We start from the raw sequence: 25,685 nt of genomic DNA on the forward strand, positions 1-25,685 counted from the left end.
GGGTGTGCTCCTCTCGTACGTCGCGCTGGTGCGTGCCGCCCGGTCGCGTTACGCCGCCGCCTGCCGGAACCGGGTCGTGCGGTGCACCGGGTCGGTGTCGATGACGGGTATGACGTGCTCGCCGATCAGCTTGATCGTGTTCATCGTGTCCTCGTAGCCGATGCCGATCGGCAGCCCGAAGGTCAACTGGTCGGCGCCCGCCTGCTCCCAGCGCTTGCACTGCGCCAGCACCTCGTCGGGGTTGCCGCAGATCATCAGCTCCTCGGAGATGAGCAGATCGATCAACTCCTCGGTGTAGTCCGGCAGAAGCTCGGGCCAGACCGGGATGCCGTCGGGGCGCGGGAAGGTGTCGTGGTAGCGGAAGAGCAGCGACTGGAGGTAGTTGAGGCCGCCGCCGACGGCGATCTGCCGCGCCTTCTCGGTGGTCTCTGCGCAGATCGCGGTCGAGGTCACCATCACGTTGTCGTTGACGAAGTCGCCGACCGGCTCGGCCTGCCCGATCGCCGACTTGTACGACTCGACGACCCACTCCATGTCGGAGACCTTCTGCACGCTGAAGCCGAGCACGCCCAGGCCCTTGCGGGCGGCCATCGCGTACGAGGGCGGCGAGCCGGCCGCGTACCACATCGCCGGGTGGGAGCGGCCGTACGGCTTGGGCAGGATCTTGCGCGGCGGCAGCGACCAGTGCTTGCCGCTGAAGCCGGGGTACTCGTCCTGGAGCCACATCTTGGGGAACTCCGCGATGGTCTCCTCCCAGATCTCCTTCGTGTGGTTCATGTCGGTGATGCCCGGCATGAACCCGAGGATCTCGTGGCTGCCCGCGCCGCGCCCCGAGCCGAACTCGAAGCGTCCGCCGGAGAGATGGTCGAGCATGGCGACCTTCTCGGCGACCTTCACCGGGTGGTTGACCGGCGCGAGCGGGTTGAAGATGCCGGAGCCGAGGTGGATGCGCTCGGTGGCGTGGGCGAGATAGCCGAGGAAGACGTCGTTGGCCGACAGGTGCGAGTACTCCTCCAGGAAGTGGTGCTCGGAGGCCCAGGCGTACTTGAAGCCGGAGCGGTCCGCCTGGATGACGTACTCGGTCTCCTCGATCAGCGCGTGGTGCTCGGCCTCGGGGTCGGCCTTGGCCCGCGCGGCGGGCACATATCCCTGTACAAAGAGCCCGAATTCCAAGGGGTCACCATCCTCCGGTTTCTGACGCTCCGTCAGATCTGATCCGACTCTTCCACCGGCACGGTGGGGCGTCAATAGCTGATGGACCGTCAGATCCGCTCGACGGCGGACTCAGAGCGCCGCGACTCCCGCCAGCCAGCCGCCGTCGATGACGAACGGCTGCCCGGTGACGTACGAGGAGTCCTCACTGGTCAAGAAGAGCGCGAGCCTGGCGATCTCGTCGGCCCGGCCCATCCGGCCCAGCGGCAGCAGCTTGCGGTAGAAGCGGGCGGTGGCCGCCGCCATCGCCTCCTGGTCGGCGGCCGGGTCGAGCACCGCGGGATTGGCCATCGGGGTGTCCACGGCGCCGGGGCACATCGCGTTCACCCTGATCCCGTGCGGCGCCAGCTCCAGCGCCGCCACCCGCGTCATGGCGACGATCGCCGCCTTCGTCGCCGCGTACGAGGTGAGCAGCGCCATGCCGCTGAGCGCCGTGTACGAAGCGGTGTTGACGATCGTGCCGCCGCCCGCGGCGGTCAGCGCGGGCGCGCAGGCCCGCATGCCGAGGAAGGCGCCCACCTGGTTGACCCGGACGACCTGGAGGTACTCCTCCAGCGGGGTGTCCGCCAACGCGTTGAAGCGCAGGATCCCGGCGTTGTTGACCAGTCCGTCGAGGCCGCCGAACTGCTCGTCGGCGTACGCCAGCGCCGCCGTCCAGTCGTCCTCGCTGCCGACGTCGAGCCGGGTGTAGCGGGCCGCGTCGCCGATCTCCTCGGCCAGCGCCGCGCCCTGGTCGTCCAGCACGTCCGCGAGCAGCACGCGCGCGCCCTCCGCGGCGAAGAGCCGGGCCTCCTGCTCGCCCTGGCCGCGCGCGGCGCCGGTGATCAGGACGGTACGGCCGTCGAGCTTGCCCATCCGGGCCTCCGGGGGTGGTGGGACAACGGGGGGTCAACGGGGGGCAACGGGGGGCAACGGGCCTCACATGTCGAGGTGCGGTGCCACATCGGCGGCGAACGCCGCCATCTGGTCGAGGAGTTCGGCCACGCCCCGGCTGCGGAAGCGCACCTGGATCTGGTCGACGCCCATGGCCCGGTAGGCGCGCAGGCTCTCCGCGAGCGCGTCCGGCTCGCCGTGCAGGGTGTACCGGCCGACGTGCCAGCCGGGCTCGCCGACGTAGAGCGGTTCCGCGATCGCGCCGATCTCGATCGGGTCGGCGATCCCGGCCTCGGCGCGCAGCCGCCGGACGCGGTCGATCCGGCCCGGCAGCCGGTCGCGCGGGTCGCCCTGCGGCAGCCAGCCGTCACCCCTGAGGGCGGCCCTGCGGACGGCGGCCGGTGACGAGCCGCCGACCCAGACCGGCGGCCGGGGCGTCTGCACCGGGCGTGGCCGCTGCCCGAGACCGGCGAAGTCGTAGCGCTCGCCGTGGTGTTCGGGGAACTCGTCCTCGCCGAGCGCCGCCTTCAGCGCGTCGATGGTCTCGTCGAGTACGCCGCCGCGCCCGGCGAAGTCCGCGCCGACCGCGTCGAATTCCTCGGCCACGTGCCCGGCCCCGACACCGAGGATCAGCCGCCCGCCGGAGAGCCGGTCGAGCGTCGCGTACTGCTTGGCGGTGGCCAGCGGGTGCCGCAGTCCGACGACGGCGACATGGCTGAGCAGCCGCACGCGTTCGGTGACGGCGGCGAGATAGCCGAGCGTGGCCACCGGGTCGTACCAGGTGGTGGACATCGCGGCGGCCAGCCTGCGCGGCACCGCGATGTGGTCGCAGACGGCCACGTACGCGAAGCCGTGCCGGTCGGCGGCGCGGGCGACGGCGGCGAGTTCGGCCGGGCCCGCGTCCGCCTCCCAGCCCTCGGCGTACATCGTGCTCTGCGACTGGACGGGGAGTTGCATGCCGTAGGAGAGCCGCCCTGGCGGCAGCACGCGCGGGACGCCCATGGCCTACGCCCCCGCGCCGGGTCCCGGGACCGGCCCGGCGCTCGAACCGGGCCCGGGCCACAGGCCGTCGGGGGTCAGGCCGAGCAGGTCGATGGCGTTGCCGCGCACGATCCGCTCCACCACGTCCTGGGAGAGGTGGCCCATCTGCGCCTCGCCGACCTCGCGCGACGTGGGCCACGTGGAGTCCGAGTGCGGGTAGTCCGTCTCGTAGAGGACGTTGCCGACGCCGACCGCGTCGAGATTGCGCAGGCCGACCGCGTCGTCGAAGAAGCAGCCGTAGACGTGCGAGGCGAAGGTCTCGGACGGCGGGCGCCGCACCTTGTCGGCGACCCCGCCCCAGCCGCGGTTCTCCTCCCAGACGACGTCGGCGCGCTCCAGGATGTACGGGATCCAGCCGATCTGCCCCTCGGCGTACATGATCTTGAGGTTCGGGAAGCGTTCGAGGGCGCCGGACATCAGCCAGTCGACCATCGAGAAGCAGCAGTTGGCGAAGGTGATGGTGGAACCGACCGCGGGCGGCGCGTCGGCGGAGGTGGACGGCATCCGGCTGGAGGAGCCGATGTGCATGGCGATGACGGTGCCGGTCTCGTCGCAGGCGCGGAAGAAGGGGTCCCAGTAGTCGGTGTGCACCGACGGCAGTCCGAGGTGCGGCGGGATCTCGGAGAAGCAGACCGCGCGTACGCCGCGCGCCGCGTTGCGCCGTACCTCGGCGGCGGCCAACTCGGCGTCCCACAGCGGTATCAGGGTCAGCGGTATCAGCCGCCCGCCCGCCTGCGGGCCGCACCACTCCTCGACCATCCAGTCGTTGTACGCGCGCACGCACAGCAGCCCGAGGTCGTGGTCCTCGGCCTCGGTGAAGGTCTGGCCGCAAAAGCGCGGGAAGGTGGGGAAGCAGAGCGCGGACTGCACATGGTTGACGTCCATGTCGGCCAGCCGCTCGGGCACCGAGTACGAGCCGGGCCGCATCTGCTCGTACGTGATCGCTTCGAGCCTGATCTCGTCGCGCGAGTAGCCGACGGCGGTGTCGAGCCGGGTCAGCGGGCGGCGCAGGCCCTCGTACAGCCACCAGTCGGCGAGCGGTCCCTCGTCCCCCGGCTCGCCCATCGTGGGCGCGAACCGGCCGCCGAGGAAGGTCATTTCCTTCAGGGGCGCGCGCACGATGCGCGGCGCGGTGTCGTGGTGTTTCGACGGGAGCCGGTCCCGCCAGACGTTGCCGGGCTCCACGGTGTGGTCGTCCACCGAGATGATCTTCGGGAAGGTCTCCATGGGCACAACGGTAGCGCCGATCTGACGATCCGTCAGCTAACGTGTCGTCACATCGTTGGCACTACCGGCCTCCGGGGCTCCCCGGCTGCGGCGGACGTCAGTCGGTCACCCGCACCGGCAGCAGAATCCGCCACACCGCGTCCTCCACGCCGTGCACGGCCGCGATCCAGCCGACGTTCTCCTCGTCGGTGCCCAGCCGTACCGCCTGCGCCAACTCCCCCATCACCTCGGTGAGATCGGCGTGCGCCATCGCGGGCTCCAGCCGCCCGCCGACCACGCCGTCGTCGTAGTAGCGGTGGTACGCGGGCGCGCTGCGCAGGACGCCGACCGGCCGCCAGTTCTGCGCCAGCCGCCACACGGGCTCGCCCGCGACGCGGACGCCGTCCGCCTCCATCACCTGGGTACGGGTGCGGTCGACGGCCAGCGCGGACCAGCCGTCGGAGCCGGTCAGCACCAGGTCGGGGTCGCAGCGGCGGACCGCGCGGGAGACCGCGTCGTTGGCGCCCGGTCCCGGCAGCACCAGCGGCACCGCGGCCATCCCCGCGTACAGGCAGCCGAAGAAGGCGCCCGCGAGGTCCGGGCCCTGCGGATAGGCGAGCAGCACGCGCGCGCCGGGAGCCAGCAGGCTGCCGAGCCGGGCGGCCACCGCGCGGGCCCGCCGGTCGAGTTCGGCGAAGCTGCACCCCGCGGTGCCGCTGACGGTCGTCCGCGGATACGGCAGCGCGGGCACGGCCTGCGGGGCGCGCTCGGCGCGGCGGCGCAGCAACTCGCCGGGCAGCCGCCCGGCGTCCCCGAGCCGCCGCGTGCCGCCGTTGCCGCCGCCCCCGCCGCCGGGCCGCTCGCGGCCCTCGCCGCTCATCGCGGGCCCCGCGGCCGGGGCCGGCATCCGTCGTACGGATCCGGCCGGGCGCACCGGGCGCACCTCGCGTACCGGAGCCCGGAACAGCTCGGAACCGGCGGCCGACGGCAGGTGCCCCGGCCTGACAGGCAGTGACCCGATCGGCCCGTCCGGCTCACCGGCACCTGCCGCATGACTCGTGCACTCAGCACACATGAAACGCCCGCTACCTGTTCTTTCGCAGGACACACACCGGCATGGACCAGTCCCACACAGCACAACCTCCGCGCACGCACAGACGGAACCTCAAATTCCAGCCCAACTTTTGCTGCAAGTCCGGTTCGGGTCCTTGCACGGGGTGACCCCGGCGGCCCGACACGGCAAACTGGCACGGACGGTGCCGAACCCTCGGTCCCGTGCGCCATGCGGACAACTGTTCCGTCCGGCGATGAACGATTGATATACGTGCGGGCGACGGGCCGCGGGGGCGCCCGGCTTCGCGAATAATCGGGTCACGCACCATTCAGCGCCCGGCGGCCGACCACCGCCGGGGGCTGGCACAGGCAGTGCGCCGCTCCAGGCGCGGGTACACAATGAGCAGGTCCACGTTCAGGGGGCAGAGATGGAAAGCAGGACGGAACCGGGCAACAGCCTGCGGTTCGCGGTCCTCGGTCCGGTGCGCGCCTGGCGAGACGACGAGCCGATCGTCACCGGCGCACCACAGCAGCGCGCCTTGCTGGCCGCGCTGCTGCTGCGCGGCGGGCGCACGGCGACCGCGTCGGAACTGCTCGACGCCGTCTGGGGAGAGTCACCGCCCAACACCGCGCTCGCCGCGCTGCGTTCGTACGCCTTCCGGCTGCGCAAGGCGCTCGGCCCCGAGGCCCTGGTCACCGACTCCGGCGGCTACTCGCTGCGGGTCGCCGACGACGCGCTGGACTGCGCCGTCGTGGAGCGGCTGGCCGCCGAGGCCGACAAGCAGCGCGCCGTCGACCCGGTCCGCGCCCGCGAACTGCTGGGCACCGCGCTGGAGATGTGGCACGGCGAGCCGCTGGCCGGGCTTCCGGGGCCGCACGCCGAGACGCAGCGCAACCGGCTCGCCGAATGGCACCTCGGCCTGATCGAGACCCGTCTCGAACTGGACCTGGAGCTGGGCGCGCACGCCGAGGCCGTCTCCGAACTCACCGCGATCTCCGCCGAACACCCGCTGCGCGAGCGGCTGCGCGCCCTGCTGATGCTGGCCCTCTACCGCAGCGGCCGGCAGGCCGAGGCGCTCGGCGTCTACGCCGACACCCGCCGTCTGCTCGCCGAAGAGCTGGGCATCGACCCGTCGGCCGAACTGAAGGACCTGCACCAGAAGATCCTGGAGGCCGACCCCTCGCTCGCCGCCCCGGCCGGTTCCGCCGCCGGACCGGCCGAGATCGTACGGCCCGCGCAACTGCCCGCGACCGTCGCGGACTTCACCGGCCGCCGCAATGTGGTCAGGGAACTGAGCGAGCAACTGGCCCAGGCGTCGCAGGGCAGCGGGGTGATGGCGGTCTCCGCCGTCGCGGGCATCGGCGGCGTCGGCAAGACCACGCTCGCCGTCCATGTCGCCCACGCGGCCCGCGACTCCTTCCCCGACGGGCAGTTGTACGTCGACCTCCAGGGCACCGACCCGCGCCCGGCCGAACCCGAGGCCGTACTCGGCTCGTTCCTGCGCGCGCTCGGCACCCCGGACTCCGCGATCCCCGAGTCGCTGGCCGACCGCGCCGCGCTCTACCGCTCCACCCTCGACGGCCGCCGCGTGCTCGCGCTGCTCGACAACGCCTACGACGCCGCGCAGATCCGCCAGTTGCTGCCGGGCACCCCCGGCTGCGCCGCCCTGGTCACCAGCCGGGTGCGGATGGTCGACCTGGCGGGCGCGCATCTGGTCGACCTCGACGTGATGTCGCCGGAGGAGGCGCTCCAGCTCTTCACCCGGATCGTCGGCGAGGAGCGCGTCACCAGCGAACGCCAGGCCGCCCTCGATGTCGTCGCGGCCTGCGGTTTCCTGCCGCTGGCCATCCGGATCGCCGCGTCCCGGCTGGCCGCCCGCCGCACCTGGACCGTCTCCGTACTCGCCCACAAACTGGCCGACCAGCGGCGCAGGCTGGACGAACTGCGGGCCGGTGACCTCGCGGTGAAGGCCACCTTCGCCCTCGGCTACGGCCACCTGTCGGCGCCGCAGGCCCGCGCCTTCCGGCTGCTCTCGCTCGCCGACGGCCCGGACATCTCGCTGCACGCGGCGGCGGCCACCCTCGACCTGGACCCGTACGAGGCCGAGGAGTTGCTGGAGGCACTGGTCGACATCAGCCTCATCGAGTCCGCCGCGCCCGCCCGTTACCGCTTCCACGACCTGCTGCGCCTGTACGCCCGCGAGTGCGCGGAGCGCGACGAGACACCGCGGGAGCGCTGCGCGGCGCTGTCGCGGGTGCTGGACTTCTACCTCGCCTCGGCCTCCTGCGCCTACGAGTTGGAGAACCCCGGCGACCGCGTCCTGGACCACCTCGCCCTCACCGCGCACTCCGGCCTGACCTTCGGCGCCCCGGACGAGGCCCTGGAATGGCTCTTCTCCGAGGCGCAGAATCTGCTGGCGGCCGTCCAGCAGGCCGCGGACGGCGGCTGCGAGGGCCCGATGCGCCGCGCCGTCGACCTGCTGCTGGTCGCCCAGGACCTGATGGAGTCCGGTGTCTACGCGCGGCAATACGAGCAGGCGACGCGGACACTGGTGACGACGGCGCACGACTGCGGGGACACGCTGGTGGAGGGGCGCGGGCGGATCTGGCTCGGCCAACTCCTGCGGATGTCGGGCCGGTTCGAGGAGGCCGAGACCGAGGCCAAGCGCGCCCTGGTGCTCGGCCTGGCCGCCGAGGACCCGATGACGTCGAGCTACGCGCCCAATCTGCGCGGCAGCATCGCCCACCAGGGCCAGCGCTTCGAGGCGTGCGCGGAGTACCACACCACCGCCCTTGAGGCTTTCCGCGCCGACGGCAACAAGCACGGCGAGGCGGCGGCGCTCAGCAATCTCTCCCGCGCGCAGATCGAACTGGGCGACATCGCCGCCGCGGTGGCGGCGACCGAACGGGTCGTCGCGATCTACCGCGAACTGGGCGCCGGCTTCCGGCTCGGCAACGGCCTGTACGCGATGGGCATCGCGCTCACCGCGGAGGGCCGCCTCGACGACGCGTTGAGCTGCCTCACCGAGGCACTGGGCATCTTCCGGGAGGCGCGGCAGCAGTTCTGGGAGGGCATGACGCTCTTCCGGCTCTCCAAGGTTCACCTCGCGGGCGGCAGTTGGCGGCAGGCCGCCGCCCACACCGAGCAGTCGCTCGTCATCCTCCGCGAGGTCGGCGGCGAGTGGCGCACCGCCAACGCCCTGACCGTACTCGGCAGCGCGCTCGACGGCATGGGCCAGCCGGTCCGTGCCCACGCCTGCTGGCACGACGCCCTGGCCGTCTTCACCGCGCTCGGTTCGCCCGAAGCGGCCGATGTACGGCGCCTGTTGGGGGACGAATCATCCCCCTCTGTCGCGGTATAAGCCCAGGTCGATTCGCTCAACGCGCCCGTTTATCAGTTGATTATCGGTGGATGCCACGATTCCATCACTGCACGAGCTGCCCGCTCGGTGGTGTACGGGGGTCGCCACCGGGCGGGCTTTCACGACAGCACGTCCCCAAGCACACAGGGAGAGCACCATGAGCACCGAAGTTCCGAAACTTCCGAAGACGGACCCGCCGGTCGACCCGGACAACTTCCACACCGACGGCACCGAGCAGACGGCTCCGGACGGGCTCCTCACGCCGAAGAAGCCCGTCGTCAAGCCGGACAACTTCCACACGGACGGCACCACCAAGTAGCTTCCGTACCCCGCTCTGGGGAGGGCGGGGCCGCGGAGGACCCCAAGGGGACCGCAGGGGGACCCACGGGGTTGATCAGGGGAAAACAGCACGGGGCAACAGGGGAACACGGGGGATCGGGGGACCGGGGAACCTCGGTGGGGGCCGAGGGGGACCGGTGAAAGCCGCCCAAGGGGGGGCCGGGTGACTGCGGGGGGTTCCACAGCACGCACCCGGGGGCGCACCAAAGACTGACCGCGGCGCGGAGGGGGCGCCGCGGTCAGTCCGCTTCCGCGGGCCGGGGCCTCGCAAATCAAGCCTCGTCAGGGGCCGGGCCGCGCGCGGGTCAGTCCGCGGCCGTACGCAGCTCGTTCTTCTTGACCTTCCCGCCCGCGTTGCGCGGGAGTTCGGGGACGAAGCGGACGCCGCGCGGGACCTTGTAGTTGGCCATTTCGCGGCGCGACCAGGCGATGAGGTCGTCGGCGGTGAGGGTGGAGCCGGGGCGGCGGACGACGTAGGCGCGGCCGACCTCGCCGAGGCGGGGGTCGGGGACACCGATGACGGCGGCGTCGCGGACGTCGGGGTGGCGCAGCAGCAGTTGCTCGATCTCCGCCGGGTAGGCGTTGAAGCCGCCGACGATGTACATGTCCTTGAGGCGGTCGGTGATCCGCAGATTCCCCTCGGGGTCCAGGACGCCGATGTCGCCGGTGTGCAGCCAGCCGTCGGGGTCGACGGCGCGGGCGGTGCCCTCGGGGTCCTCGAAGTAGCAGGACATGACGTGGTAGCCGCGGACCAGGACTTCACCGGGCGCGCCGGGCGCGGCGTCGACCCGTACCTCCGTGTCGGGGATGGCGCGCCCCGAGGTGACGGCGACGGTCGCGGCCGGGTCGCCCCTGCGGCACATGGTGACGGTGCCGGACGCCTCGGTGAGGCCGTACGCGGTCAGAACGGTGGCGATCCGCAGTTCGGCGCGCAGCCGTTCGACGAGTTCCAGCGGGATGACGGCGGCCCCGGTGACGACGAGCCGCAGCGCGGACAGGTCGTGGGCGGCGCGCGCCGGATGGTCGAGCAGCGACTGGTGCAGGGTGGGCGGGCCCGGCAGTACGGAGATCCGCTCGGCGGCGATGTTGGCGAGGACGGTGTCCACGTCGAAGACGGGCTGCGGCACGATCACGGCGCCGCGCATCAGGCAGGCGATGACGCCCGCCTTGTAGCCGAAGGTGTGGAAGAAGGGGTTGACCACCAAGTAGCGGTCCCCCGCGGTCAGTCCGGCCAGCGCGCTCCAGACGCCGTACACGCGCAGCGTCTGGGCGTGCGTGATGACGGCGCCCCTGGGGTGTCCGGTCGTGCCCGAGGTGAAGATGATGTCGGAGGGGTCGCCGGGCGCCACGGCGTCGGCGCGGGCGCGTACGGTCGCGGCGGGTACGTCGGCGCCGGCCGCCACGTAGCCGTGCCAGGACAGGAATCCGGTGGGCGGCGCGTCGTCGCCGAGGACGACGACGTCACGCAGGTGCGGCAGGCCGGGCAGCGGTCCCTCGCCGTCTCCCTCTCCCGCGGCGCGGCGCAGCGCGGCCACGTACGACGTACCGAGGAAGGTGCCGGTGACGAACAGCAGCCTGGCGCGGGTGCGTTGGAGTATCCAGGCCGCTTCGGCGCCTTTGAAGCGGGTGTTGAGCGGGACGAGGACGCCGCCCGCGCTGACCGCGCCGAGCGCGGCGACGATCCAGTTCAGCGAGTTGGGCGCCCAGATCGCGACCCGGTCGCCGGGGCGCAGTCCCGAGGCGACGGCCGCGGCGGCGGCGCTTTCCACGCGGGCGCCGAGTTCGGCGTAGCTGACGCGGGTGCGGCCGTCCACGACGGCCTCGTGCTCGCCGTGGGCGCGGGCGGCGGCGCGCACCAGGCGGGGCAGGGTGCCCCATCGGAGGTCGGCGCGGGGGTCGTCGGCGGGTGAACCGGCCGTGGATGAACCGTCGTTGAAGGCACCGCCCTCGGATGAGGCGTCGCCGTACGAGGCGTCGCCGTACGAGGTGTCGCCGTACGAGGTGTCGCCGTACGAGGTGTCGCGCGGATCGTCGTCCCGCAGGTCCACATCCATGACGTCCTCTCCCGTAGCTGACTACCCGTCAGATTAACGGTAGCCTGACGACCTGTCAGCAGTTCGTCAGTGCATCCGGGGACCCGCGGAGGTGTGTGCCCATGGGCGGCGCTGCCCTGAAAGACGCGACGGCCATCGTCGGGATAGGCCAGACACCGTTCGCCAAGTCGCTCCCGGAGTCGGAGAAGACGCTCGCGTGCCGGGCGGTGCTCGCCGCGCTCGACGACGCGGGCATCGACCCCGGCGAGGTCGACGGCTTCGCCTCGTACACGATGGAGGACACCGACGAGGTCGAGCTGGCCAAGGCGATCGGCGCGGGCGATGTCACCTTCTTCGCCAAGTCCGGTTACGGCGGCGGCGGTTCGTGCGCGACCGTCGCGCACCTCGCGGCGGCCGTCGCCACCGGTCAGGCATCGGTCGGCGTCGCCTGGCGGTCGCGCAAACGCGGCTCGGGGCCGCGCCCGTGGAGCAGCACCACCGTCCAGCTCCCCACCCCGGCGCAGTGGTCCCGGCCGTACGGTCTGCTCCGCCCGGCCGACGAGATCGGCATGCTCGCCCGCCGCTACATGCACGAATACGGCGCCACCCGCGACCACTTGTTCAATGTGGCGCTCGCCTGCCGCAACCGCGCCAACCAGAATCCGGCCGCCCTGATGTACGAGCGCCCGCTGACCCGCGAGATGTACATGACCGCGCGCTGGATCAGCGAACCGCTCTGCCTGTTCGACAACTGCATGGAGACCGACGGGGCCCTGGCCTGCGTCGTGGTCTCCGCCGAACGCGCCCGCGACTGCCGCCGCAAGCCCGTCTACGTGCACTCCGCCGCGCAGGGCCTGCCCGCCCAGCACCACGGCATGGTCAACTACTGGACCGACGACCCGCTCACCGGACCGTCCTGGACCGCCGCCCGACACCTGTGGAAACAGGCCGACTTCGGGCCGCAGGACGTCGATGTCGCCCAGATATACGACGCCTTCACCCCGCTGATCCCGCTCTCCCTCGAGGGCTACGGCTTCTGCGGACGCGGCGAGGGCGCCGCCTTCACCGAGGGCGGCGCCCTGGAGACCGGTGGACGGCTGCCGATCAACACCGGTGGCGGCGGCCTGTCCGAGGCGTACGTCCACGGCTTCAACCTCATCACCGAGGGCGTCAGGCAACTGCGCGGCACCTCCACCGCCCAAGTTCCCGACGCCGCCACCTGCCTGGTCACGGCGGGCGAGTGCGTCCCCACATCCGCTCTGCTGCTGAGGAGTTGACAGCCGCGATGCTGCTGCCGGTCATCGACGAGGACGGCGCGCCCTTCTGGGAGTACGCGCGCCAGGGCGAGTTGCGCGTCCAGGCGTGCGCCGACTGCGGACGGCTCCGCTTCCCGCCGCGCCCCTGCTGCCCGTACTGCCAGTCCTTCGGGTCCCGCTGGGAGCGGATGAGCGGACGCGGCCGGATCTGGTCGTACGTCGTCGCCCACCCCCCGCTGCTGCCCGACTACGCCGAGCAGGCCCCGTACAACGTGATCGTGGTGGAACTGGCCGAGGAGGCCACCCCCGAGGGCGGCCGGATCCGGCTGGTCGGCAATCTCGTCGCCCGCGCCGACGCGCGCCTCGACTCCGTGGACCCGGCGCGGCTGCGGATCGGCGCCGCCGTGAAGGTGGCCTTCCCCGACCCGGCCGCCACGGACGGCGTCGTCGTACCGCGCTGGCTGCTGGAGCGGCCATGAGCGTCCGGCGCACGGAGGCCGGTGACGGGGTCGCGCTCGTCACCCTCGACCGGCCCGAGCGGCACAACGCCCTGGACGGCGCGACCGTGGACGGGCTGCGCGAGGTGTGGCGCGACCTGCGCTTCGACGACGCGGTACGGGCGGTGGTCCTCACCGGCGCGGGCGACCGGGCGTTCTGCACCGGCGTCGACCGCGGCCTCGACGTACCGCAGCCGTCGTCCCCGTACTCCGTCGACGACCCCCTGCTCACCGCGGGCCCCAAGGCCAACGACCTGTGGAAGCCGGTCGTCGCCGCCGTCAACGGCATGGCCTGCGGCGGCGCCTTCTACCTCCTGGGCGAGGCCGAATTCCTCATCGCCGCCGAAGACGCCACCTTCTTCGACCCGCACACCGCCTACGGCATGGTCAGCGCCTACGAGTCCGTCCTCATGGCGCAGCGCATGCCCTACGGCGAGGCCATGCGCATGTCCCTCATGGGCACCGCCGAACGGGTGAGCGCGCGACGGGCCTACGAGACCGGTCTCGTCTCCGAGGTCGTGCCCGGCCCCGACCTCCTCGCCACCGCCCTGCGCGCCGCCGCCGTCCTCTCCTCCTACCCGACCGAGGCCGTCCAGGGCACCGTGCGCGCCGTGTGGTCGGCCCGGGAGGCGGCCCGCGCGCACGCCACCGCGCTCGCGCCGCACCTCATCGCCCTCGGCAATCTGCCGCCGGAGCGGCAGGCGGAGCTGTTCACCGGGCGCGCCCGGGGGCCCGCCGCCTTCCGGTTGAGGTGAGCGCGGCTCACGTGGCGGGTGCGACGGTCGCGGCGTAGCGTCGGCCCCGAGGGGGCTGAGCGAGCGAAGCGAGGCGACCACGAGATGTTCCGCACCGTCGTCGGGTCGCTTCTCGCCCTCATCGGAGCGGCGGGCGCCGTCTGGAGCCCCTTCCGTGCCTGGTACGGCGGCCGCCACGGCTCCGGCATCCGGGTCGACGACCTCTTCACCGGGGTCGGCGTGACGCCTGACAAGGCGGCCCTCCTCGGCTCCCTCTTCCTCCCCATGGCCTTCGCCGCCCTCCTCACCCTCCTGGGCGTCCTCCTCCGCTCCCGCCTCACCCTCGCCCTCGCTGCCCTCCTCGTCCTCGGCATCACCATCCTCTGGATGGTCCGCCAGGGCCAAGCCTCCGGCTCCCTCACCGCCGGCGGCAACGGCCTCGACTACGGCGTCGCCACCGCCTTCGCCTCCGGCCTCCTGCTCCTCCTCGCCGCCGCCGTCCTCCCCGGCCGCCACCGGCCGCGCCGCGCCACGCCGGTTTTCGAGGAGCCCCGGTACGACGAGCCGACGTACGGCCGGTACGACGAACCACGCTACGAGGAGGAGGAGACGGGGCGGGGTGCCCCCGCAGAACTGCGTCGACAAGTGGACGACGCCTACGACACGACCAGGCAGACGCAGTTCGAGGAGGTGCCCCGGCCCGGCACCGACGACCTGCCCGGCGGCGCGCAACCCCCGCCCACCAGCCCGCCCGGCGCCTGAGGGCATCAGCCCGCCCGGCGTTTGAGGGCCCACGGGCTCACGCCCGACGCGAAGTCGCCCCGGTCCCCTTCGTCGCGTCGAGCGCGTACACGCACCGGTCCTTCGAGCACGCGTACACCACCCCCTCCGACGTCACCGGCGACCCGGTGATCTCCCCGCCGGTCTCGAGCCGCCACCGCAACTGCCCCCCGGCCGCGTCGACCGTGTACAGACAGTGGTCCTTGGACCCGAAGTGCACCCGCCCGGCCGCCACGGCGGGCGAACCGACAATCTCGTTCTGCGCCGCGAAGCGCCACCGCGGCGCACCACTGACGGCGTCCAGCGTGTAGAGCGCGCTCCCTGCGCCGAGGTGCAGCGCACCATTGGCGACGATGACGGGTTCCAGCGACTGCCGCGGCTCGGTGGCGACGCGCCAGCGCGCGTGCCCGTCGGCGGGATCGAGGGCGTAGACGGTGCCGAGGTGGTCGGCGACGTACACGCCGCCGCCCGAGACGCCGGGCCCCGGCACGTGCGCGGGCGGCGAGAACATGACGGCGGGGGCGTCGAAATGCCAGCGCTCGGCGCCACTGCGGGCGTCGAGCGCGACGACCCGCGTCCCGGCGGTGAGGTGCACGATGCCGTCCGCGACGACCGGCCGCGTGGGCACGGAGCCCGCGACGCCGGGTTCGCCGACCGGGTACGACCACATCTCGGCACCGGTGAGGGAGTCGACGGCGTGCAGGTGGCCGCCGCCCTGGTAGTAGACGGCGCGGCCGAGGACGGTGGGCCCGGAGTCCGGGGACTCGAATTCGGTCTGGGCGCCCGACCGCTCCCAGCGCAGTCCGCCGCGCGCCGCGTCCCACGCCTGGATGCCGCCGCCGCGGGTGGCGGTCACGACCGTGCCGGAGTCAGCGCGCAGCGCGTACACCCAGCCGTCGATCGCCGTACGCCAGCGCTCGCCGCCGTCGACCGCGTCGAGCGCGAAGAGGCTGGGGCCGTCGGAGGCGTGGATACGGCCGCCGTCGACGGCCATCGTCCAGGCGACGTCGCGGGTCTTGAACTGGCGGCGCCCGCTGGCCACATCGAGCGCGTGCACCTCGAAGGAGGTGACGTAGAGGAGTCCGCCGGAGACGACGGGGGTGCCCCACACGTCGTTCGACATGCGGAAACGCCACGGCCGCCACTCGCCGGGAGCGGCGGCCTGGGACTGGAGGCCCGACTGGGCGCCGTGCTGGGCCTGCTGCGACTGCGGCTGTGATTGCTGCTGCTGTGACTGCTGCTGTGACTGCTGCTGTGACTGCGGAGCCTGCTGCGCTTGCTGGCCCTGCTGCGCCGGGAGGGCGGCGGGGGCCTGGGCCGCGCCGCCGTTCGCCACGGCACCGGCGTTGGCGCCCGCGTTGGCGTTCGCGCGGTGCGCGCCCGCGCGGCGGCGTACCCAGTCCGTACCGGGCGCGGCCCCCGCCTTGTGGTCCGCCGCGTCCGCGACCCGCATCCCGGGACCGATCGGCGCGGAACCGGCGAGCTGTACGGGAACGGCGGAGGCGGGACCCGAGGTGGGACCGGAGCCGGGGCCCGCCGCGGGTCCCGCCGCGGGGCCGGATACGGGTACGGGCGCGCGGTGGTTGCCGCGGCCGTCGGGCGCGCCCGCGTGCGCCGGTGCGTTGTTCGGCGGCTGCTGCGGCCGGGGCGGGGAGTTCGGCGGGAGCGGCGGCGCGTTGCCGGGCAGTTGCGGGCCCGCGGCGTGCGCGCCCCGGCTGCCGCCCGAGGCGACGGCGGGCCGTCCGCTGCGGCGCTGCTCTATCAACGCGACCGCGCCGGGCGGCAGCCAGGCCGACGCCGTACCCGTGTCGTCGCCGCCGGTGGAGTACAGATGCGGTGCGAGCTGCGCCTGGAGGTCGGCGGGGGTGGGCCGCCGGTCCGCCTCCATCCGCATGCAGGACTCGATGAGCGGGCGCAGCTCGGGCGGCAGGCCGTGGAGATTGGGGCCCTCGCGCAGCAGCATGAAGACGGTCTCGACGGGGTTGGCGCCGTGGAAGGGCGCGTGGCCGGTCGCGGCGAACACCAGGGTGGAGCCGAGCGAGAAGATGTCGCTCGCGCCGCGCACGCTGCGGGAGTCGCGGGCCTGCTCGGGCGACATGTAGGCGGGCGTGCCGACGGCCACGTTCGTCATGGTCAGGCGGGTGTTGGAGACGCCGGACGCGATGCCGAAGTCGATGACGCGCGGCCCGTCCTCCACGACGAGTACGTTCGACGGCTTCATGTCGCGGTGCACGAGACCGGCTGCGTGGATCGACTGCAACGCCTCCGCGATTCCGGCGGCCAGCCACCGTACGGCCTGCGCGGGCATCGGGCCCGCCTCGTTGACGATCTCCTCCAACGACGGGGCCGGGACGTAGGCGGTGGCGAGCCACGGGACGGCGGCGCGGGGGTCGGCGTCGACGACGGCCGCGGTGTAGAAGCCGGAGACCGCGCGGGCGGCTTCCACCTCACGTGTGAAGCGGACCCGGAAGAGCTGGTCCTCGGCCAGTTCGGCGCGCACGGTTTTGATCGCCACCCGGCGGCCGGAAGCCGAGCGGGCGAGATAGACCAGCCCCATGCCGCCGGCGCCGAGCCGCGCCAGCACCTCGAAAGGGCCGATCCGTCTCGGGTCGTGCTGCGTAAGCTGCTCCACCACTGCCCTGCCACCTCCCCGTGCCCGCGTTGCCCGCGCTGTCGCGGCCTTACCCCGTGCTGCGCGCCGTACCGTCGTTCCGTTGTCGCTCTGCCGTCGTGCTGTGGTGCTGTCGTGCTGTGGTGCTGTGGTCGCTCTGCCGTTGTCGCCGTGCTCGTGCCGTGCTGTCGTGATCGAGCGCTTGCGCCCGCCTGTACTGCTTTGCCCGCTCTGCGCGCTCCGTACCCCGTTCGACCGGCCCAAGCGCCAGGGTACGGGCCTGATTCTTCCTGGGATGGGCGCCGGTTGCGAACCCGGGGCCGCCGCGACACGCCCGGAGAGCGAACTCGTTATCATCCGCCATTCGCACCGTCTCCGGCGCGCGGCGCGCCGAACGAGGCGTCCGGGAGGGAGGCATGGGACGCACGTGGCGCACCGGCGGCGTCCAAGTGCCTTACGGGGCGGGCGAGTCGGGACCGGCCCCCGTGGACGGGGGGCCGCGCGGGTCGGTCGCGGCTTGGTGCCAGGGCGATCCCAGGTCGGTCGCGGCTCGGTCCCTGGGCGCTCCCGGGGCGGCGGGGTTCAGCGCGGCGGGCAGGACGGGGACGGGCCGCCCGGCGCGAAGAGGTCGGCCGCCACGGCGGCGCGATGCCGGGTGGAATCGCCCCACGCGGCGGAGAGCGCCCACACCCGGCGCAGCCAGAGCGAGAGGTCGTACTCGTCGGTATAACCGATCGCACCGTGCACCTGGAGGCACCCGCGCGCCGCTTTCCCCGCCGCCTCGTTAGCGAAGACCTTCGCCATGGCCGCGTCCCGCGCCGCACTGGGCAGCCCGTGGTCGTACGCGTACGCCGCCCGCGCCACCACCGGCCGCGCGAATTCCACGGCCAGCAGGACGTCCGCCAGCCGGTGCTTCACCGCCTGCCGCTCGCCGATCGGCGACCCGAACTGCACGCGGCCCTTGGCGTAATCCACCGTCCGCTCCAGCATCGCCGCCGCCGCGCCCACCAGATCGGCCGCCGCCCCGATCGCCCCAAGCCGCGCCGCCTTCCCGGCCGCCTCCCCCCACTCCCGCGCGAGCACCGACCCGCCACCTTCCGCCCCACGCGCCAGCCCCCGATTCGGGTCGACCCCGGCAACGGGCGTACGCGGCCCGGCCCCCGCCTCCCGCAGCTCACCGTCTTCCGTGACCACCAGCACGTGATCAGCGTGGGCGGCGTGCGCGACAACGGGTTGACCTGCTGGTTCGGATACGGATACGGATGCGGACGTGGGTACGGACGTGCGTACGGATGCGGACGCGGGTACGGGTCCCGGCGCCGGAACCCGGGCTGGAAGGGACACGGCGACGGTCACCGCGCCCTCCGCCAGCCCGCGCAGCAGATCCGCCCCTTCCGGCAGCCCCCCGAGCAGTTCCGCCGCGACCGCCGCCTCCAGCAACGGCTCGGGCAGGCAGGCGCGGCCCGCCTCCTCGGTGAGCGCGACGAGCGCCTGGGCACCCAGGGGCGGCTCGTCGAGGCGCCGCCCTCCGAGGTGCTGCCTGCCGGAACCGTGGCCGCCGGGACCGTAGCCGCCGGGACCGTAGCCGTCGGGACCGTAGCCGTCGGGACCGTAGCCGTCGGCACCGGGACCGGAACCGAGACCGAGGCCGCCGTACTCCTCCGGGACCAGCAGCCCGGTCGCCCCGATCCCGGCGAGCGCCCGCCAGCGGTCCCGCGAGAACCCGGCGCGCACGTCGGCCGGTGTGCAGCGCGCCGCCAGCAGCTCGCGGGCGGTGCGGGCGAAGAGCTGTTCGTCGGGCGTGGGCGCGAGTCTCATCGGCGGGGCTCCCGGGGGAGGCCGAGCAGCCGCTCGGCGATCACATTGCGCTGGATCTCGTTGGTGCCCGCGTAGATGGGTCCGGCGAGCGCGAAGAGGTAGCCGTCCAGCCACGGCCCGCACCGCTCCGCCTCCGCGCCGAGCACGCGCAGCGCGATGTCGTGCAGGTCGAGGTCCAGTTCCGACCAGAAGACCTTGTTCAGCGAGGACTCCGGACCGCTCTCGTTGCCCTCCCGCATCCGCGTCACCGTCCGGTAGGTGTACAGCCGGTACGCCTCCGCCCGCATCCACACGTCCGCCACCGCGTCCCGGTGCGGCGCCGCCTGTTCCGGGCGCAGGCGGCACAGGTCGAGCAACCGGTCGGCCGCCGCCAGGAACCGTCCGGGGCTCCGCAGACTCAGCCCCCGCTCGCTCCCCGTGGTGGACATCGCGATCCGCCACCCCTCCCCCGCCTCCCCCAGGACGTCCCGGTCGGCCACGAACACGTCGTCCAGGAACACCTCAGCGAATCCGGCCTCCCCGTCAAGCTGCCGGATCGGCCGTACCGTCACGCCCGGGGCCGCCAGGTCGACCATGAAGTACGTCAGGCCGTGGTGCCGCCGCGAGTCGGGGTCGCTCCGGAAGAGGCCGAAGAGCCGGTGCGCGTAGGCCGCCCGCGAACTCCACGTCTTCTGCCCGCTCAGCCGCCACCCGCCGCGCGCCTCGTCCCGTACCGCCCGCGCCCGCAGATTCGCCAGGTCGGAACCCGCCTCCGGCTCCGACCAGCCCTGCGCCCACACCTCCTCCCCGCTGGCCATCGGCGGCAGCACCCGCGCCCGCTGCTCCTCCGTACCGAAGGCGAAGACGGTGGGCGCGAACAGGAAGATGCCGTTCTGCCCGACGCGCCCCGGCGCGCCCGCCCGCCAGTACTCCTCCTCGAAGATCAGCCACTCGTCCAGGCCGAGGCCCCTTCCCCCGTACTCCTCCGGCCATCCGACGACCGCCCACCCGGCCTCGTACAGCGTCCGCTCCCACTCCTGGTGCGCGCGGAAACCGTCCGCCGTGTCCATCGACGGCAGCGGCTCACGCGGCACCCGACGGGTAAGCCAGTCCCGTATCTCCCGCCGGAACGCGTCCTGTTGAGCACTGAAGGAAAGGTCCGTCACCGCGCTAGGATAACCGACTATCTGACGGATCGTCAGATCCCGGTACGGCCAGGACGCACCTCATCGCACGCCACCGCGCCCTCACCTCAAAGCACGTCACCTCACATCGCCTCACCTCTCTCATCACCCTCACGTCACCTCTCATCACCTCCCAGCCCTGCGAGAACGGAGCCCCCGATGCCCGAGGCCTACATCGTCGAAGCGGTACGCACCCCCGTCGGCCGCAAGAACGGCGCGCTCGCCCCCGTCCATCCCGCCGACCTCGGCGCCCATGTGCTGACCGCCCTGGTCGAACGCGGCGGCTTCGACCCCGGCGCCGTCGAGGACGTCGTCTTCGGCTGCGTGGACGCCATCGGCGGCCAGGCCGGTGACATCGCCCGCACCTGCTGGCTGGCCGCCGGACTGCCCGAGCACGTACCGGGCGTGACCGTCGACCGGCAGTGCGGCTCCTCCCAGCAGGCCGTGCACTTCGCGGCGCAGGCCGTGCTGTCCGGCACCAGCGACCTGGTCGTGGCGGGCGGCGTCCAGAGCATGTCCCGGATACCGATCGGCGCGGCCATGGTGGTGGGCCGCGAGTACGGCTTCACCGATCCGTTCTCCGGGTCCACCGGCTGGCGCGCCCGCTACGGCGACCAGCCCGTCAGCCAGTTCGGCGGGGCCGAACTCATCGCCCGCGACTGGGACATCAGCCGCGAGGACATGGAGCGCTTCGCCCTGGAGAGCCACCGTCGCGCCCTGCACGCGCTCGACAGCGGCTGGTTCGCCCGCGAAACGGCCGCCCTCCCCGAACTCGCCACCGACGAGGGCCCCCGCCGCGACACCTCGGCGGAGCGGATGGCCGCCCTGCCGTCGATCGTGCCCGGCGGCCGGCTCACCGCGGCCCTGTCCTCGCAGATCTCCGACGGCGCCGCCGCGCTGCTCGTCGCGAGCGAACAGGCGGTGCGCGACCACGGCCTGACCCCCCGCGCGCGGATCCACCATCTGTCCGCCCGCGGCTCCGACCCGATCCGCATGCTGACCGGGCCGATCCCCGCGACCGAACACGCCCTGGCCAGGACGGGCATGTCCATCGGCGACTTCGACGCGGTGGAGATCAACGAGGCGTTCGCATCCGTGGTGCTGGCCTGGCTGAAGGAGACCGGCGCCGACCCCGACGTGGTCAACCCGTGCGGCGGCGCCATCGCCCTCGGCCACCCGCTGGGCGCGACCGGCGCCCGGCTGATGACCACCCTGCTGCACCACCTGGAGCGCACCGGTGGCCGCTACGGCCTCCAGACCATGTGCGAGGGCGGCGGCCAGGCCAACGTCACCGTCATCGAACGGCTCTGATCCGGCTCACGCGCCGGGTATCGAACCGCTCCTCCGCGTCACGTCGATGATCGCGAACCTCGCGCCCTGGTCGTCGGCGACGACGGCCATCCGTCCGAACGGCGAGTCCTCCGGCCCCATGACGACCCGTCCGCCGAGCCGGCCCACGGTGTCGGCGGCGGCGTCGCAGTCCGCGACCACGAAGTAGACCTGGAAGGCGGGCGGCTCGTCGCCGCCCCCGGACGCGCTGTTCATCCGGCCGGCGAGCTGGCCCTCGGGGTCGCCGGGGCGGGACCACACCTTGTAGTCGAAGTGGACGCCGTCACCGACCTGCACGCCGTCGTAGCCGAAGACCGTCTCGTAGAAGGCGTCGACCGCCGCCGCGTCCCGCGTGTGGTTCTCGGTCCAGCAGTAGGCACCGGGCACGTTGACCACGTCGAAGCCGGGGTGGCCGCGGAGCTGGAAGGCGCCGAAGAAGGAGCCGCCCGGGTCCACGGCGCCGACCAGCACACCGGTGTCGCCGATCTCGTCGGGGCCGAAGACGACGTGCCCGCCCGCCTCGGTGATCTTGGCCGCGGTCTTCGCGGCGTCCGCGGTGGCCAGGTGTATGCCCCAGGCCGTGGGCATCGACTCGTCCATCTTGCCCATCAGGGCCGCCGCGTTCTTCCCGTCGAGCTTGGCCAGCGTGTAGTGCCCGAACTGCTCGCCCTGGTCCTCGAACGTCCAGCCGAACAGCTCGCCGTAGAAACGCCGCCCGGCCGCGAGGTCGGGAAGCGAGACGTCGGCCCAACAGGGAGCGCCTTCACCGAATGCGGACATGAGCTGGTTCCTCTCGCGAATGTCTGGAATGCCACCGTAACCAGTGATCTTCCCGCCCGCACGAGAGAGAATTCGAACATATGGTCAATTCTTGAGACGGCCCAGGACTCCCTCGGTTTCGGCCATGATCCGGTCCACCAGCTCCGCGCACGAGGGCAGGTCGGCGATCACTCCCGCCACCTGCCCCGAGGCCATGACGCCCAGGTCAGCGCGCCCTTCGACCATCGCGGCGCGGAGCAGCACCGGGGTGTTCGCGGCCATCAGGACCTGCGGCCAGCTCAGCTCGCGGGCGCCGCGCATCGCCCGTCCCTCCCGGAGCATCGCGCGCAGCGGCGTCCCGGACAGCCGGGAGAAGCGGACGGCGTTGCGCAGCGCGCGCGGGTAGCGGACGAGGGGGCCGCCGCGTTCCAGCGAGCGGACGAAGTCGGTGGCGAGGACGCGGTGCGGCACCCCGTCGACCTCGGTGGTGACGAGGGTGCCGGTGACGTCGGCGGCCAGGTAGCGGTCCTGGACGGCGCGCGGCACGGGCGCGTCGGAGGTCAGCAGGAAGCGGGTGCCCATCGCGATGCCGTCCGCGCCGTAGGCGAGAGCCGCGACGAGGCCGCGCCCGTCGAAGAAGCCGCCCGCGCCGACCACGGCCACCCCGCTGCCCCGCAGCGCGTCCACCACCTGCGGCAGCAGCAGCGTGGTCGGCACCCGGCCGGTGTGCCCGCCGCCCTCGCCGCCCTGCACGATCACCGCGTCCGCGCCCCACTCGGCGACCTTCTCCGCGTGCCGCCGCGCCCCGACCGACGGCACCGCGACCATCCCCTCGTCGTGCGCGGCGCGGATCAGCTCCCTGGTCGGCGCCTGGGCGAAGGACGCCACCCGTACGCCCTCGCGGCCCATCAGCGCGATCCGCCGTGCCGCGTCCGGCGCGTCGGCCCTGAGGTTGACCCCGAAGGGCCGTCCGGGGGCCGCCGCCTTGACCTCGGCGACGGCCGCGGCCAGTTCGTCGTACGACAAGGTGGCGGCGGCCAGTACGCCGAGGGCCCCGGCGTTGGCCGCGGCGGCGACGAGGCGGGGGCGGGCGACGTATCCCATACCGGTCTGCACGATGGGGTGGCGGATGCCGGTGAGGTCGGTGAGGCGGGTGCTCAGCGGACCGCCGGCGGTCATGCGGGGACCTCGCGGTCGCGGGCGGAGCGCGGGTCGAGGACGTCGCGCAGGACGCGCAGTTCGGCGTCGGTGGGCTGTCGGGTGGATGGGACGCGGGCCGGGACGGTGAGGCGGAAGCCGGTCGCCGCTACGACCTGCTCCAGGGTGACGCCGGGGTGCAGCGAGGCGAGCCGCATGTGGTGGCCGGGTCCGCCGAAGTCCAGGACGCACAGATTGGTGACGACCGTGCGCAGACCGTGGAAGCGCGCGGCGCGGCCGACAGCGGCGGCGCGGTCGTAGCCGATGCCGCAGACGACGTCGACGCGCTCGACGAAGGCGCGCGGGGCGTGCCGGGGCACCCAGTAGCTGGTGGTGTGGTTGACGGTGTTGCCGGGGGCGCCGCGCGCGCCGAGGAGCTGCCGGGTGGGGCGGGCCCAGGGGCCGATGCAGGAGATGTTGGCGTTGCCGTACGCGTCGATCTGGCTGGGGCCCATCATGACGTGGCGCCGCCCGCGCGCGGCCAGGTCGAGGACCGCGCGGTAGGGCAGCCAGCCCTCGACGGTGAGCGCGTCGGGTGCCGCCCCGAGGGGGATGTCACCGGCCAGCAGATAGGCCAGCCCGTCGCTGAGCACCAGGTCGGGGGCGAAGGTGGCGCGGGCGAGGCGGGCGCCGAGGGTGGGCACGACGCCCATGGGGCTGGCCAGGATCTCGCCGTCGCCGCGCCAGGCGTCGGCGCAGGCGGCGACGCAGATCTCGGCCCTGGTGGCGGGGCCGGTCGCCGCGGCGGTCGCGCCCTTCGAGGGCGCGGTCGAGCCGTTCGGGGGCGCGGTCATCGGGTCGCCTCCTCGTGGAAGTTATCCACAGCCTGTTGATAAGACGATTCATCCATATGGCTGAGGAAGCGTTCGGCGAAGGCGGCCCAGGCCGCCGGGTCGGCCGCGGCGGTCGCGTAGGCGCGCTGGAACGGCTCGTCGCGGCCGTATTCGGGCGGGCACTCGGTGAAGTGCGCGCCGCGCGGCGCCTCGATCACGCCGTGGGTGAGGTAGCGGTGCAGGACGAGGGCGTGCACGCACCCCGCCTCCTTGAGCAGGTCCGCGGTGGGCACGACGCGTTCGGCCGACACATAGGCGGCGTCCGCGGCCTGGCAGAACAGGTCGTCGAAGAACTGGTCGGGCCCGGTGAGTGCGGCGCTGCCCGCGGGGTCGGCGAGGTTGGCGTGCACCAGGGCGGCGTCCAGCCGCAGCGGCGGTACGGCGACCACCTCGTCCCCGGTGCCGTAGGGGTCGCGGAGCACCCGCAGCTCGGGCGCGTACCGCAGCACGTCGGCGCCGAGCCCGGCGCGTACCGGCATGAAGGGCAGCCGGAGGGCTGCGGCGCGCAGCCCGGCCAGGAACATGCCCTCGTCCATTTCGAGCGCCTTGACGGTGCCGTTCTCGCGGGCGGCGCGGAAGTGCGGCTCCAGGGGGACGGAATCGAGGGTGACGAAGCCGTAGACGACCTTGCGGACCTTGCCCGCCGCGCACAGCAGGCCGACGTCGGGGCCGCCGTAGGAGACCAGGGTGAGGTCGGTGAGCGGGGAGCGGAGGATCGCCCGCACCAGGGCCATCGGTTTGCGGCGCGAGCCCCAGCCGCCGATGCCGACGGTCATGCCGTCGGCGAGGTGCGCTATCGCTTCGTCGGCGGTCATGCGCTTGTCCGTCATCCGGCGCCTCCCTCGGTGAAGGCGTCGCGCAGCCGGTCGCCGACGCCCGCCAGGTTGAGTTCGAAGGTGAAGCCCTGTTCGTAGCGGTAGGAGCGCTTGACGTCGACCGGGTCGATGCCGTTGAGCGACTGTTTCGCGGCCCTGACCACCTGCGGGTCCTTGGCGGCGACCGCGGTGGCGATCTCGATGGCTGCGTCGCGCAGACGATCCCTGGAGGTGAGCGCGAGGACCGTGCCGTAGCCGTGCAGCTCGGCGGCCGTGGCGTTCTGCGACGTGTAGACCATGTGCCGCATGCGCTGCTGCGGTACGAGCCTGGCCAGGTGAGTGGCGGCGCCGAGCGCGCCCCTGTCGACCTCGGGCAGGCCGAAGTACGCGTCATGGGAGGCGATGACCAGATCGGCGTTCCCGGCCAGGCCGACGCCGCCGCCGAGGCAGAAGCCGTGCACGGCGGCGATCACGGGGACCTGACAGTCGTAGACGGCGGAGAAGGCGGCGGCGCATCCGGCGTTGGCGCCGAGCAGCGCGTCGAATCCGGCGGTGCTCTGCATCTCCTTGAGGTCGACCCCCGCGCAGAATCCGCGGCCCTCCGCGCGCAGGACCACCGCCCGCACCTCCGGGTCCGCGCCCTGCGCGGTGAGCGCGTCGGCGAGTGCGAACCAGTCCTTCACGTCGATCGCGTTGACCGGCGGCGCGTCGATCACCACTTCCGCGACGCCGGTCCCGGGGCGTGCCACCTGTATCGCCATGCGCCGTCCTCCG

Annotated in this window: 21 protein-coding genes; 7 read left to right on the forward strand and 14 right to left on the reverse strand. The window is 73.1% G+C overall.

Annotated elements, in window-relative coordinates; all coding sequences use genetic code 11:
- Positions 1 to 48: 48 nt before the first annotated feature.
- From ACIO6U_RS07445 to ACIO6U_RS07465, 5 genes are all read right to left on the reverse strand, one after another.
- Positions 49 to 1,173, reverse strand: a complete 1,125-nt coding sequence (locus ACIO6U_RS07445) for an LLM class flavin-dependent oxidoreductase (RefSeq protein WP_391043245.1) — start codon at positions 1,171 to 1,173, stop codon at positions 49 to 51.
- A 111-nt stretch (positions 1,174 to 1,284) separates the two neighbouring features.
- Positions 1,285 to 2,067: a glucose 1-dehydrogenase gene (locus ACIO6U_RS07450; protein ID WP_355337686.1), complete on the reverse strand. Its 783-nt coding sequence runs from the start codon at positions 2,065 to 2,067 to the stop codon at positions 1,285 to 1,287.
- A 63-nt stretch (positions 2,068 to 2,130) separates the two neighbouring features.
- Complete coding sequence (locus ACIO6U_RS07455; protein WP_401716400.1) at positions 2,131 to 3,087, reverse strand: LLM class F420-dependent oxidoreductase; 957 nt, start codon at positions 3,085 to 3,087, stop codon at positions 2,131 to 2,133.
- Between the two features lie 3 nt (positions 3,088 to 3,090).
- Positions 3,091 to 4,353: an amidohydrolase family protein gene (locus tag ACIO6U_RS07460; protein WP_355337681.1), complete on the reverse strand. Its 1,263-nt coding sequence runs from the start codon at positions 4,351 to 4,353 to the stop codon at positions 3,091 to 3,093.
- A 97-nt stretch (positions 4,354 to 4,450) separates the two neighbouring features.
- The gene (locus ACIO6U_RS07465) at positions 4,451 to 5,212 is read right to left on the reverse strand and encodes an AMP-binding protein (protein ID WP_355337678.1); all 762 of its coding nucleotides are present in this window, start codon (positions 5,210 to 5,212) and stop codon (positions 4,451 to 4,453) included.
- Positions 5,213 to 5,813: 601 nt separating this feature from the next.
- Here ACIO6U_RS07465 and ACIO6U_RS07470 point away from each other — a divergent pair.
- On the forward strand, positions 5,814 to 8,747 hold the full coding sequence (locus ACIO6U_RS07470) for a BTAD domain-containing putative transcriptional regulator (protein WP_401716404.1): 2,934 nt from the start codon (positions 5,814 to 5,816) through the stop codon (positions 8,745 to 8,747).
- A gap of 157 nt (positions 8,748 to 8,904) precedes the next feature.
- Positions 8,905 to 9,066, forward strand: a complete 162-nt coding sequence (locus ACIO6U_RS07475) for a hypothetical protein (protein ID WP_355337672.1) — start codon at positions 8,905 to 8,907, stop codon at positions 9,064 to 9,066.
- 325 nt (positions 9,067 to 9,391) lie between these two features.
- Here ACIO6U_RS07475 and ACIO6U_RS07480 read toward each other — a convergent pair whose 3' ends face one another.
- The gene (locus tag ACIO6U_RS07480) at positions 9,392 to 11,140 is read right to left on the reverse strand and encodes a FadD3 family acyl-CoA ligase (RefSeq protein WP_401716407.1); all 1,749 of its coding nucleotides are present in this window, start codon (positions 11,138 to 11,140) and stop codon (positions 9,392 to 9,394) included.
- Positions 11,141 to 11,241: 101 nt separating this feature from the next.
- Between ACIO6U_RS07480 and ACIO6U_RS07485 the strand changes: the two genes are divergently transcribed.
- From ACIO6U_RS07485 to ACIO6U_RS07500, 4 genes are all read left to right on the forward strand, one after another.
- Positions 11,242 to 12,396: a lipid-transfer protein gene (locus ACIO6U_RS07485; protein ID WP_188283764.1), complete on the forward strand. Its 1,155-nt coding sequence runs from the start codon at positions 11,242 to 11,244 to the stop codon at positions 12,394 to 12,396.
- 8 nt (positions 12,397 to 12,404) lie between these two features.
- Positions 12,405 to 12,854 carry a Zn-ribbon domain-containing OB-fold protein gene (locus tag ACIO6U_RS07490; RefSeq protein ID WP_401716410.1) on the forward strand — a complete coding sequence of 150 codons (450 nt, stop codon included), beginning with the start codon at positions 12,405 to 12,407 and terminating at the stop codon, positions 12,852 to 12,854.
- Entirely contained in the window at positions 12,851 to 13,627 is a 777-nt protein-coding gene (locus ACIO6U_RS07495; RefSeq protein WP_401716413.1) for an enoyl-CoA hydratase/isomerase family protein, read from the forward strand. Before ACIO6U_RS07490 ends, ACIO6U_RS07495 begins: the two co-directional genes overlap by 4 nt.
- A gap of 84 nt (positions 13,628 to 13,711) precedes the next feature.
- A complete protein-coding gene (locus ACIO6U_RS07500) occupies positions 13,712 to 14,368 on the forward strand; it encodes a hypothetical protein (RefSeq protein ID WP_401716416.1) in 657 nt (218 codons plus the stop codon).
- A 37-nt stretch (positions 14,369 to 14,405) separates the two neighbouring features.
- On the opposite strand, the gene ACIO6U_RS07505 is transcribed toward ACIO6U_RS07500, so the two are convergent.
- The 3 genes from ACIO6U_RS07505 to ACIO6U_RS07515 all read right to left on the reverse strand — a co-directional run bounded on the left by ACIO6U_RS07505 (position 14,406) and on the right by ACIO6U_RS07515 (position 19,960).
- Entirely contained in the window at positions 14,406 to 17,021 is a 2,616-nt protein-coding gene (locus tag ACIO6U_RS07505; RefSeq protein WP_401716419.1) for a serine/threonine-protein kinase, read from the reverse strand.
- Positions 17,022 to 17,579: 558 nt separating this feature from the next.
- Entirely contained in the window at positions 17,580 to 18,815 is a 1,236-nt protein-coding gene (locus ACIO6U_RS07510; RefSeq protein WP_401716422.1) for an acyl-CoA dehydrogenase family protein, read from the reverse strand.
- Complete coding sequence (locus tag ACIO6U_RS07515; RefSeq protein WP_401716424.1) at positions 18,812 to 19,960, reverse strand: acyl-CoA dehydrogenase family protein; 1,149 nt, start codon at positions 19,958 to 19,960, stop codon at positions 18,812 to 18,814. Before ACIO6U_RS07515 ends, ACIO6U_RS07510 begins: the two co-directional genes overlap by 4 nt.
- A 177-nt stretch (positions 19,961 to 20,137) precedes the next feature.
- Here ACIO6U_RS07515 and ACIO6U_RS07520 point away from each other — a divergent pair, with 177 nt between their 5' ends.
- Complete coding sequence (locus tag ACIO6U_RS07520; RefSeq protein WP_391043218.1) at positions 20,138 to 21,289, forward strand: acetyl-CoA C-acetyltransferase; 1,152 nt, start codon at positions 20,138 to 20,140, stop codon at positions 21,287 to 21,289.
- Between the two features lie 6 nt (positions 21,290 to 21,295).
- Here ACIO6U_RS07520 and ACIO6U_RS07525 read toward each other — a convergent pair whose 3' ends face one another.
- The 5 genes from ACIO6U_RS07525 to ACIO6U_RS07545 all read right to left on the reverse strand — a co-directional run bounded on the left by ACIO6U_RS07525 (position 21,296) and on the right by ACIO6U_RS07545 (position 25,672).
- Complete coding sequence (locus tag ACIO6U_RS07525) at positions 21,296 to 22,087, reverse strand: VOC family protein (protein WP_355337642.1); 792 nt, start codon at positions 22,085 to 22,087, stop codon at positions 21,296 to 21,298.
- Between the two features lie 84 nt (positions 22,088 to 22,171).
- Positions 22,172 to 23,245 carry an NAD(P)H-dependent flavin oxidoreductase gene (locus tag ACIO6U_RS07530; protein ID WP_401716427.1) on the reverse strand — a complete coding sequence of 358 codons (1,074 nt, stop codon included), beginning with the start codon at positions 23,243 to 23,245 and terminating at the stop codon, positions 22,172 to 22,174.
- On the reverse strand, positions 23,242 to 24,057 hold the full coding sequence (locus tag ACIO6U_RS07535) for a CoA-transferase subunit beta (protein ID WP_401716430.1): 816 nt from the start codon (positions 24,055 to 24,057) through the stop codon (positions 23,242 to 23,244). The genes ACIO6U_RS07530 and ACIO6U_RS07535 overlap by 4 nt, the downstream gene beginning before the upstream one ends.
- Positions 24,054 to 24,926: a CoA transferase subunit A gene (locus ACIO6U_RS07540; protein ID WP_401716433.1), complete on the reverse strand. Its 873-nt coding sequence runs from the start codon at positions 24,924 to 24,926 to the stop codon at positions 24,054 to 24,056. Before ACIO6U_RS07540 ends, ACIO6U_RS07535 begins: the two co-directional genes overlap by 4 nt.
- Positions 24,923 to 25,672 carry an enoyl-CoA hydratase family protein gene (locus ACIO6U_RS07545; protein WP_401716436.1) on the reverse strand — a complete coding sequence of 250 codons (750 nt, stop codon included), beginning with the start codon at positions 25,670 to 25,672 and terminating at the stop codon, positions 24,923 to 24,925. Before ACIO6U_RS07545 ends, ACIO6U_RS07540 begins: the two co-directional genes overlap by 4 nt.
- Positions 25,673 to 25,685 lie beyond the last annotated feature (13 nt).

The organism is Streptomyces sp. NPDC087422, from assembly GCF_044744145.1.
Taxonomy (GTDB): domain Bacteria; phylum Actinomycetota; class Actinomycetes; order Streptomycetales; family Streptomycetaceae; genus Actinacidiphila.

What these genes read in the sequence shown, in the direction of transcription:
- ACIO6U_RS07465 (WP_355337678.1), bottom strand. Translation starts at nt 5,212, where the DNA reads ATGAGCGGCGAGGGCCGCGAGCGGCCCGGCGGCGGGGGCGGCGGCAAC.
- ACIO6U_RS07495 (WP_401716413.1), top strand. Translation starts at nt 12,851, where the DNA reads ATGAGCGTCCGGCGCACGGAGGCCGGTGACGGGGTCGCGCTCGTCACC.
- ACIO6U_RS07450 (WP_355337686.1), bottom strand. Translation starts at nt 2,067, where the DNA reads ATGGGCAAGCTCGACGGCCGTACCGTCCTGATCACCGGCGCCGCGCGC.
- ACIO6U_RS07545 (WP_401716436.1), bottom strand. Translation starts at nt 25,672, where the DNA reads ATGGCGATACAGGTGGCACGCCCCGGGACCGGCGTCGCGGAAGTGGTG.
- ACIO6U_RS07460 (WP_355337681.1), bottom strand. Translation starts at nt 4,353, where the DNA reads ATGGAGACCTTCCCGAAGATCATCTCGGTGGACGACCACACCGTGGAG.
- ACIO6U_RS07535 (WP_401716430.1), bottom strand. Translation starts at nt 24,057, where the DNA reads ATGACCGCGCCCCCGAACGGCTCGACCGCGCCCTCGAAGGGCGCGACC.
- ACIO6U_RS07480 (WP_401716407.1), bottom strand. Translation starts at nt 11,140, where the DNA reads ATGGATGTGGACCTGCGGGACGACGATCCGCGCGACACCTCGTACGGC.
- ACIO6U_RS07540 (WP_401716433.1), bottom strand. Translation starts at nt 24,926, where the DNA reads ATGACGGACAAGCGCATGACCGCCGACGAAGCGATAGCGCACCTCGCC.
- ACIO6U_RS07525 (WP_355337642.1), bottom strand. Translation starts at nt 22,087, where the DNA reads ATGTCCGCATTCGGTGAAGGCGCTCCCTGTTGGGCCGACGTCTCGCTT.
- ACIO6U_RS07530 (WP_401716427.1), bottom strand. Translation starts at nt 23,245, where the DNA reads ATGACCGCCGGCGGTCCGCTGAGCACCCGCCTCACCGACCTCACCGGC.
- ACIO6U_RS07490 (WP_401716410.1), top strand. Translation starts at nt 12,405, where the DNA reads ATGCTGCTGCCGGTCATCGACGAGGACGGCGCGCCCTTCTGGGAGTAC.
- ACIO6U_RS07470 (WP_401716404.1), top strand. Translation starts at nt 5,814, where the DNA reads ATGGAAAGCAGGACGGAACCGGGCAACAGCCTGCGGTTCGCGGTCCTC.
- ACIO6U_RS07475 (WP_355337672.1), top strand. Translation starts at nt 8,905, where the DNA reads ATGAGCACCGAAGTTCCGAAACTTCCGAAGACGGACCCGCCGGTCGAC.
- ACIO6U_RS07520 (WP_391043218.1), top strand. Translation starts at nt 20,138, where the DNA reads ATGCCCGAGGCCTACATCGTCGAAGCGGTACGCACCCCCGTCGGCCGC.
- ACIO6U_RS07485 (WP_188283764.1), top strand. Translation starts at nt 11,242, where the DNA reads ATGGGCGGCGCTGCCCTGAAAGACGCGACGGCCATCGTCGGGATAGGC.
- ACIO6U_RS07500 (WP_401716416.1), top strand. Translation starts at nt 13,712, where the DNA reads ATGTTCCGCACCGTCGTCGGGTCGCTTCTCGCCCTCATCGGAGCGGCG.
- ACIO6U_RS07510 (WP_401716422.1), bottom strand. Translation starts at nt 18,815, where the DNA reads ATGAGACTCGCGCCCACGCCCGACGAACAGCTCTTCGCCCGCACCGCC.
- ACIO6U_RS07455 (WP_401716400.1), bottom strand. Translation starts at nt 3,087, where the DNA reads ATGGGCGTCCCGCGCGTGCTGCCGCCAGGGCGGCTCTCCTACGGCATG.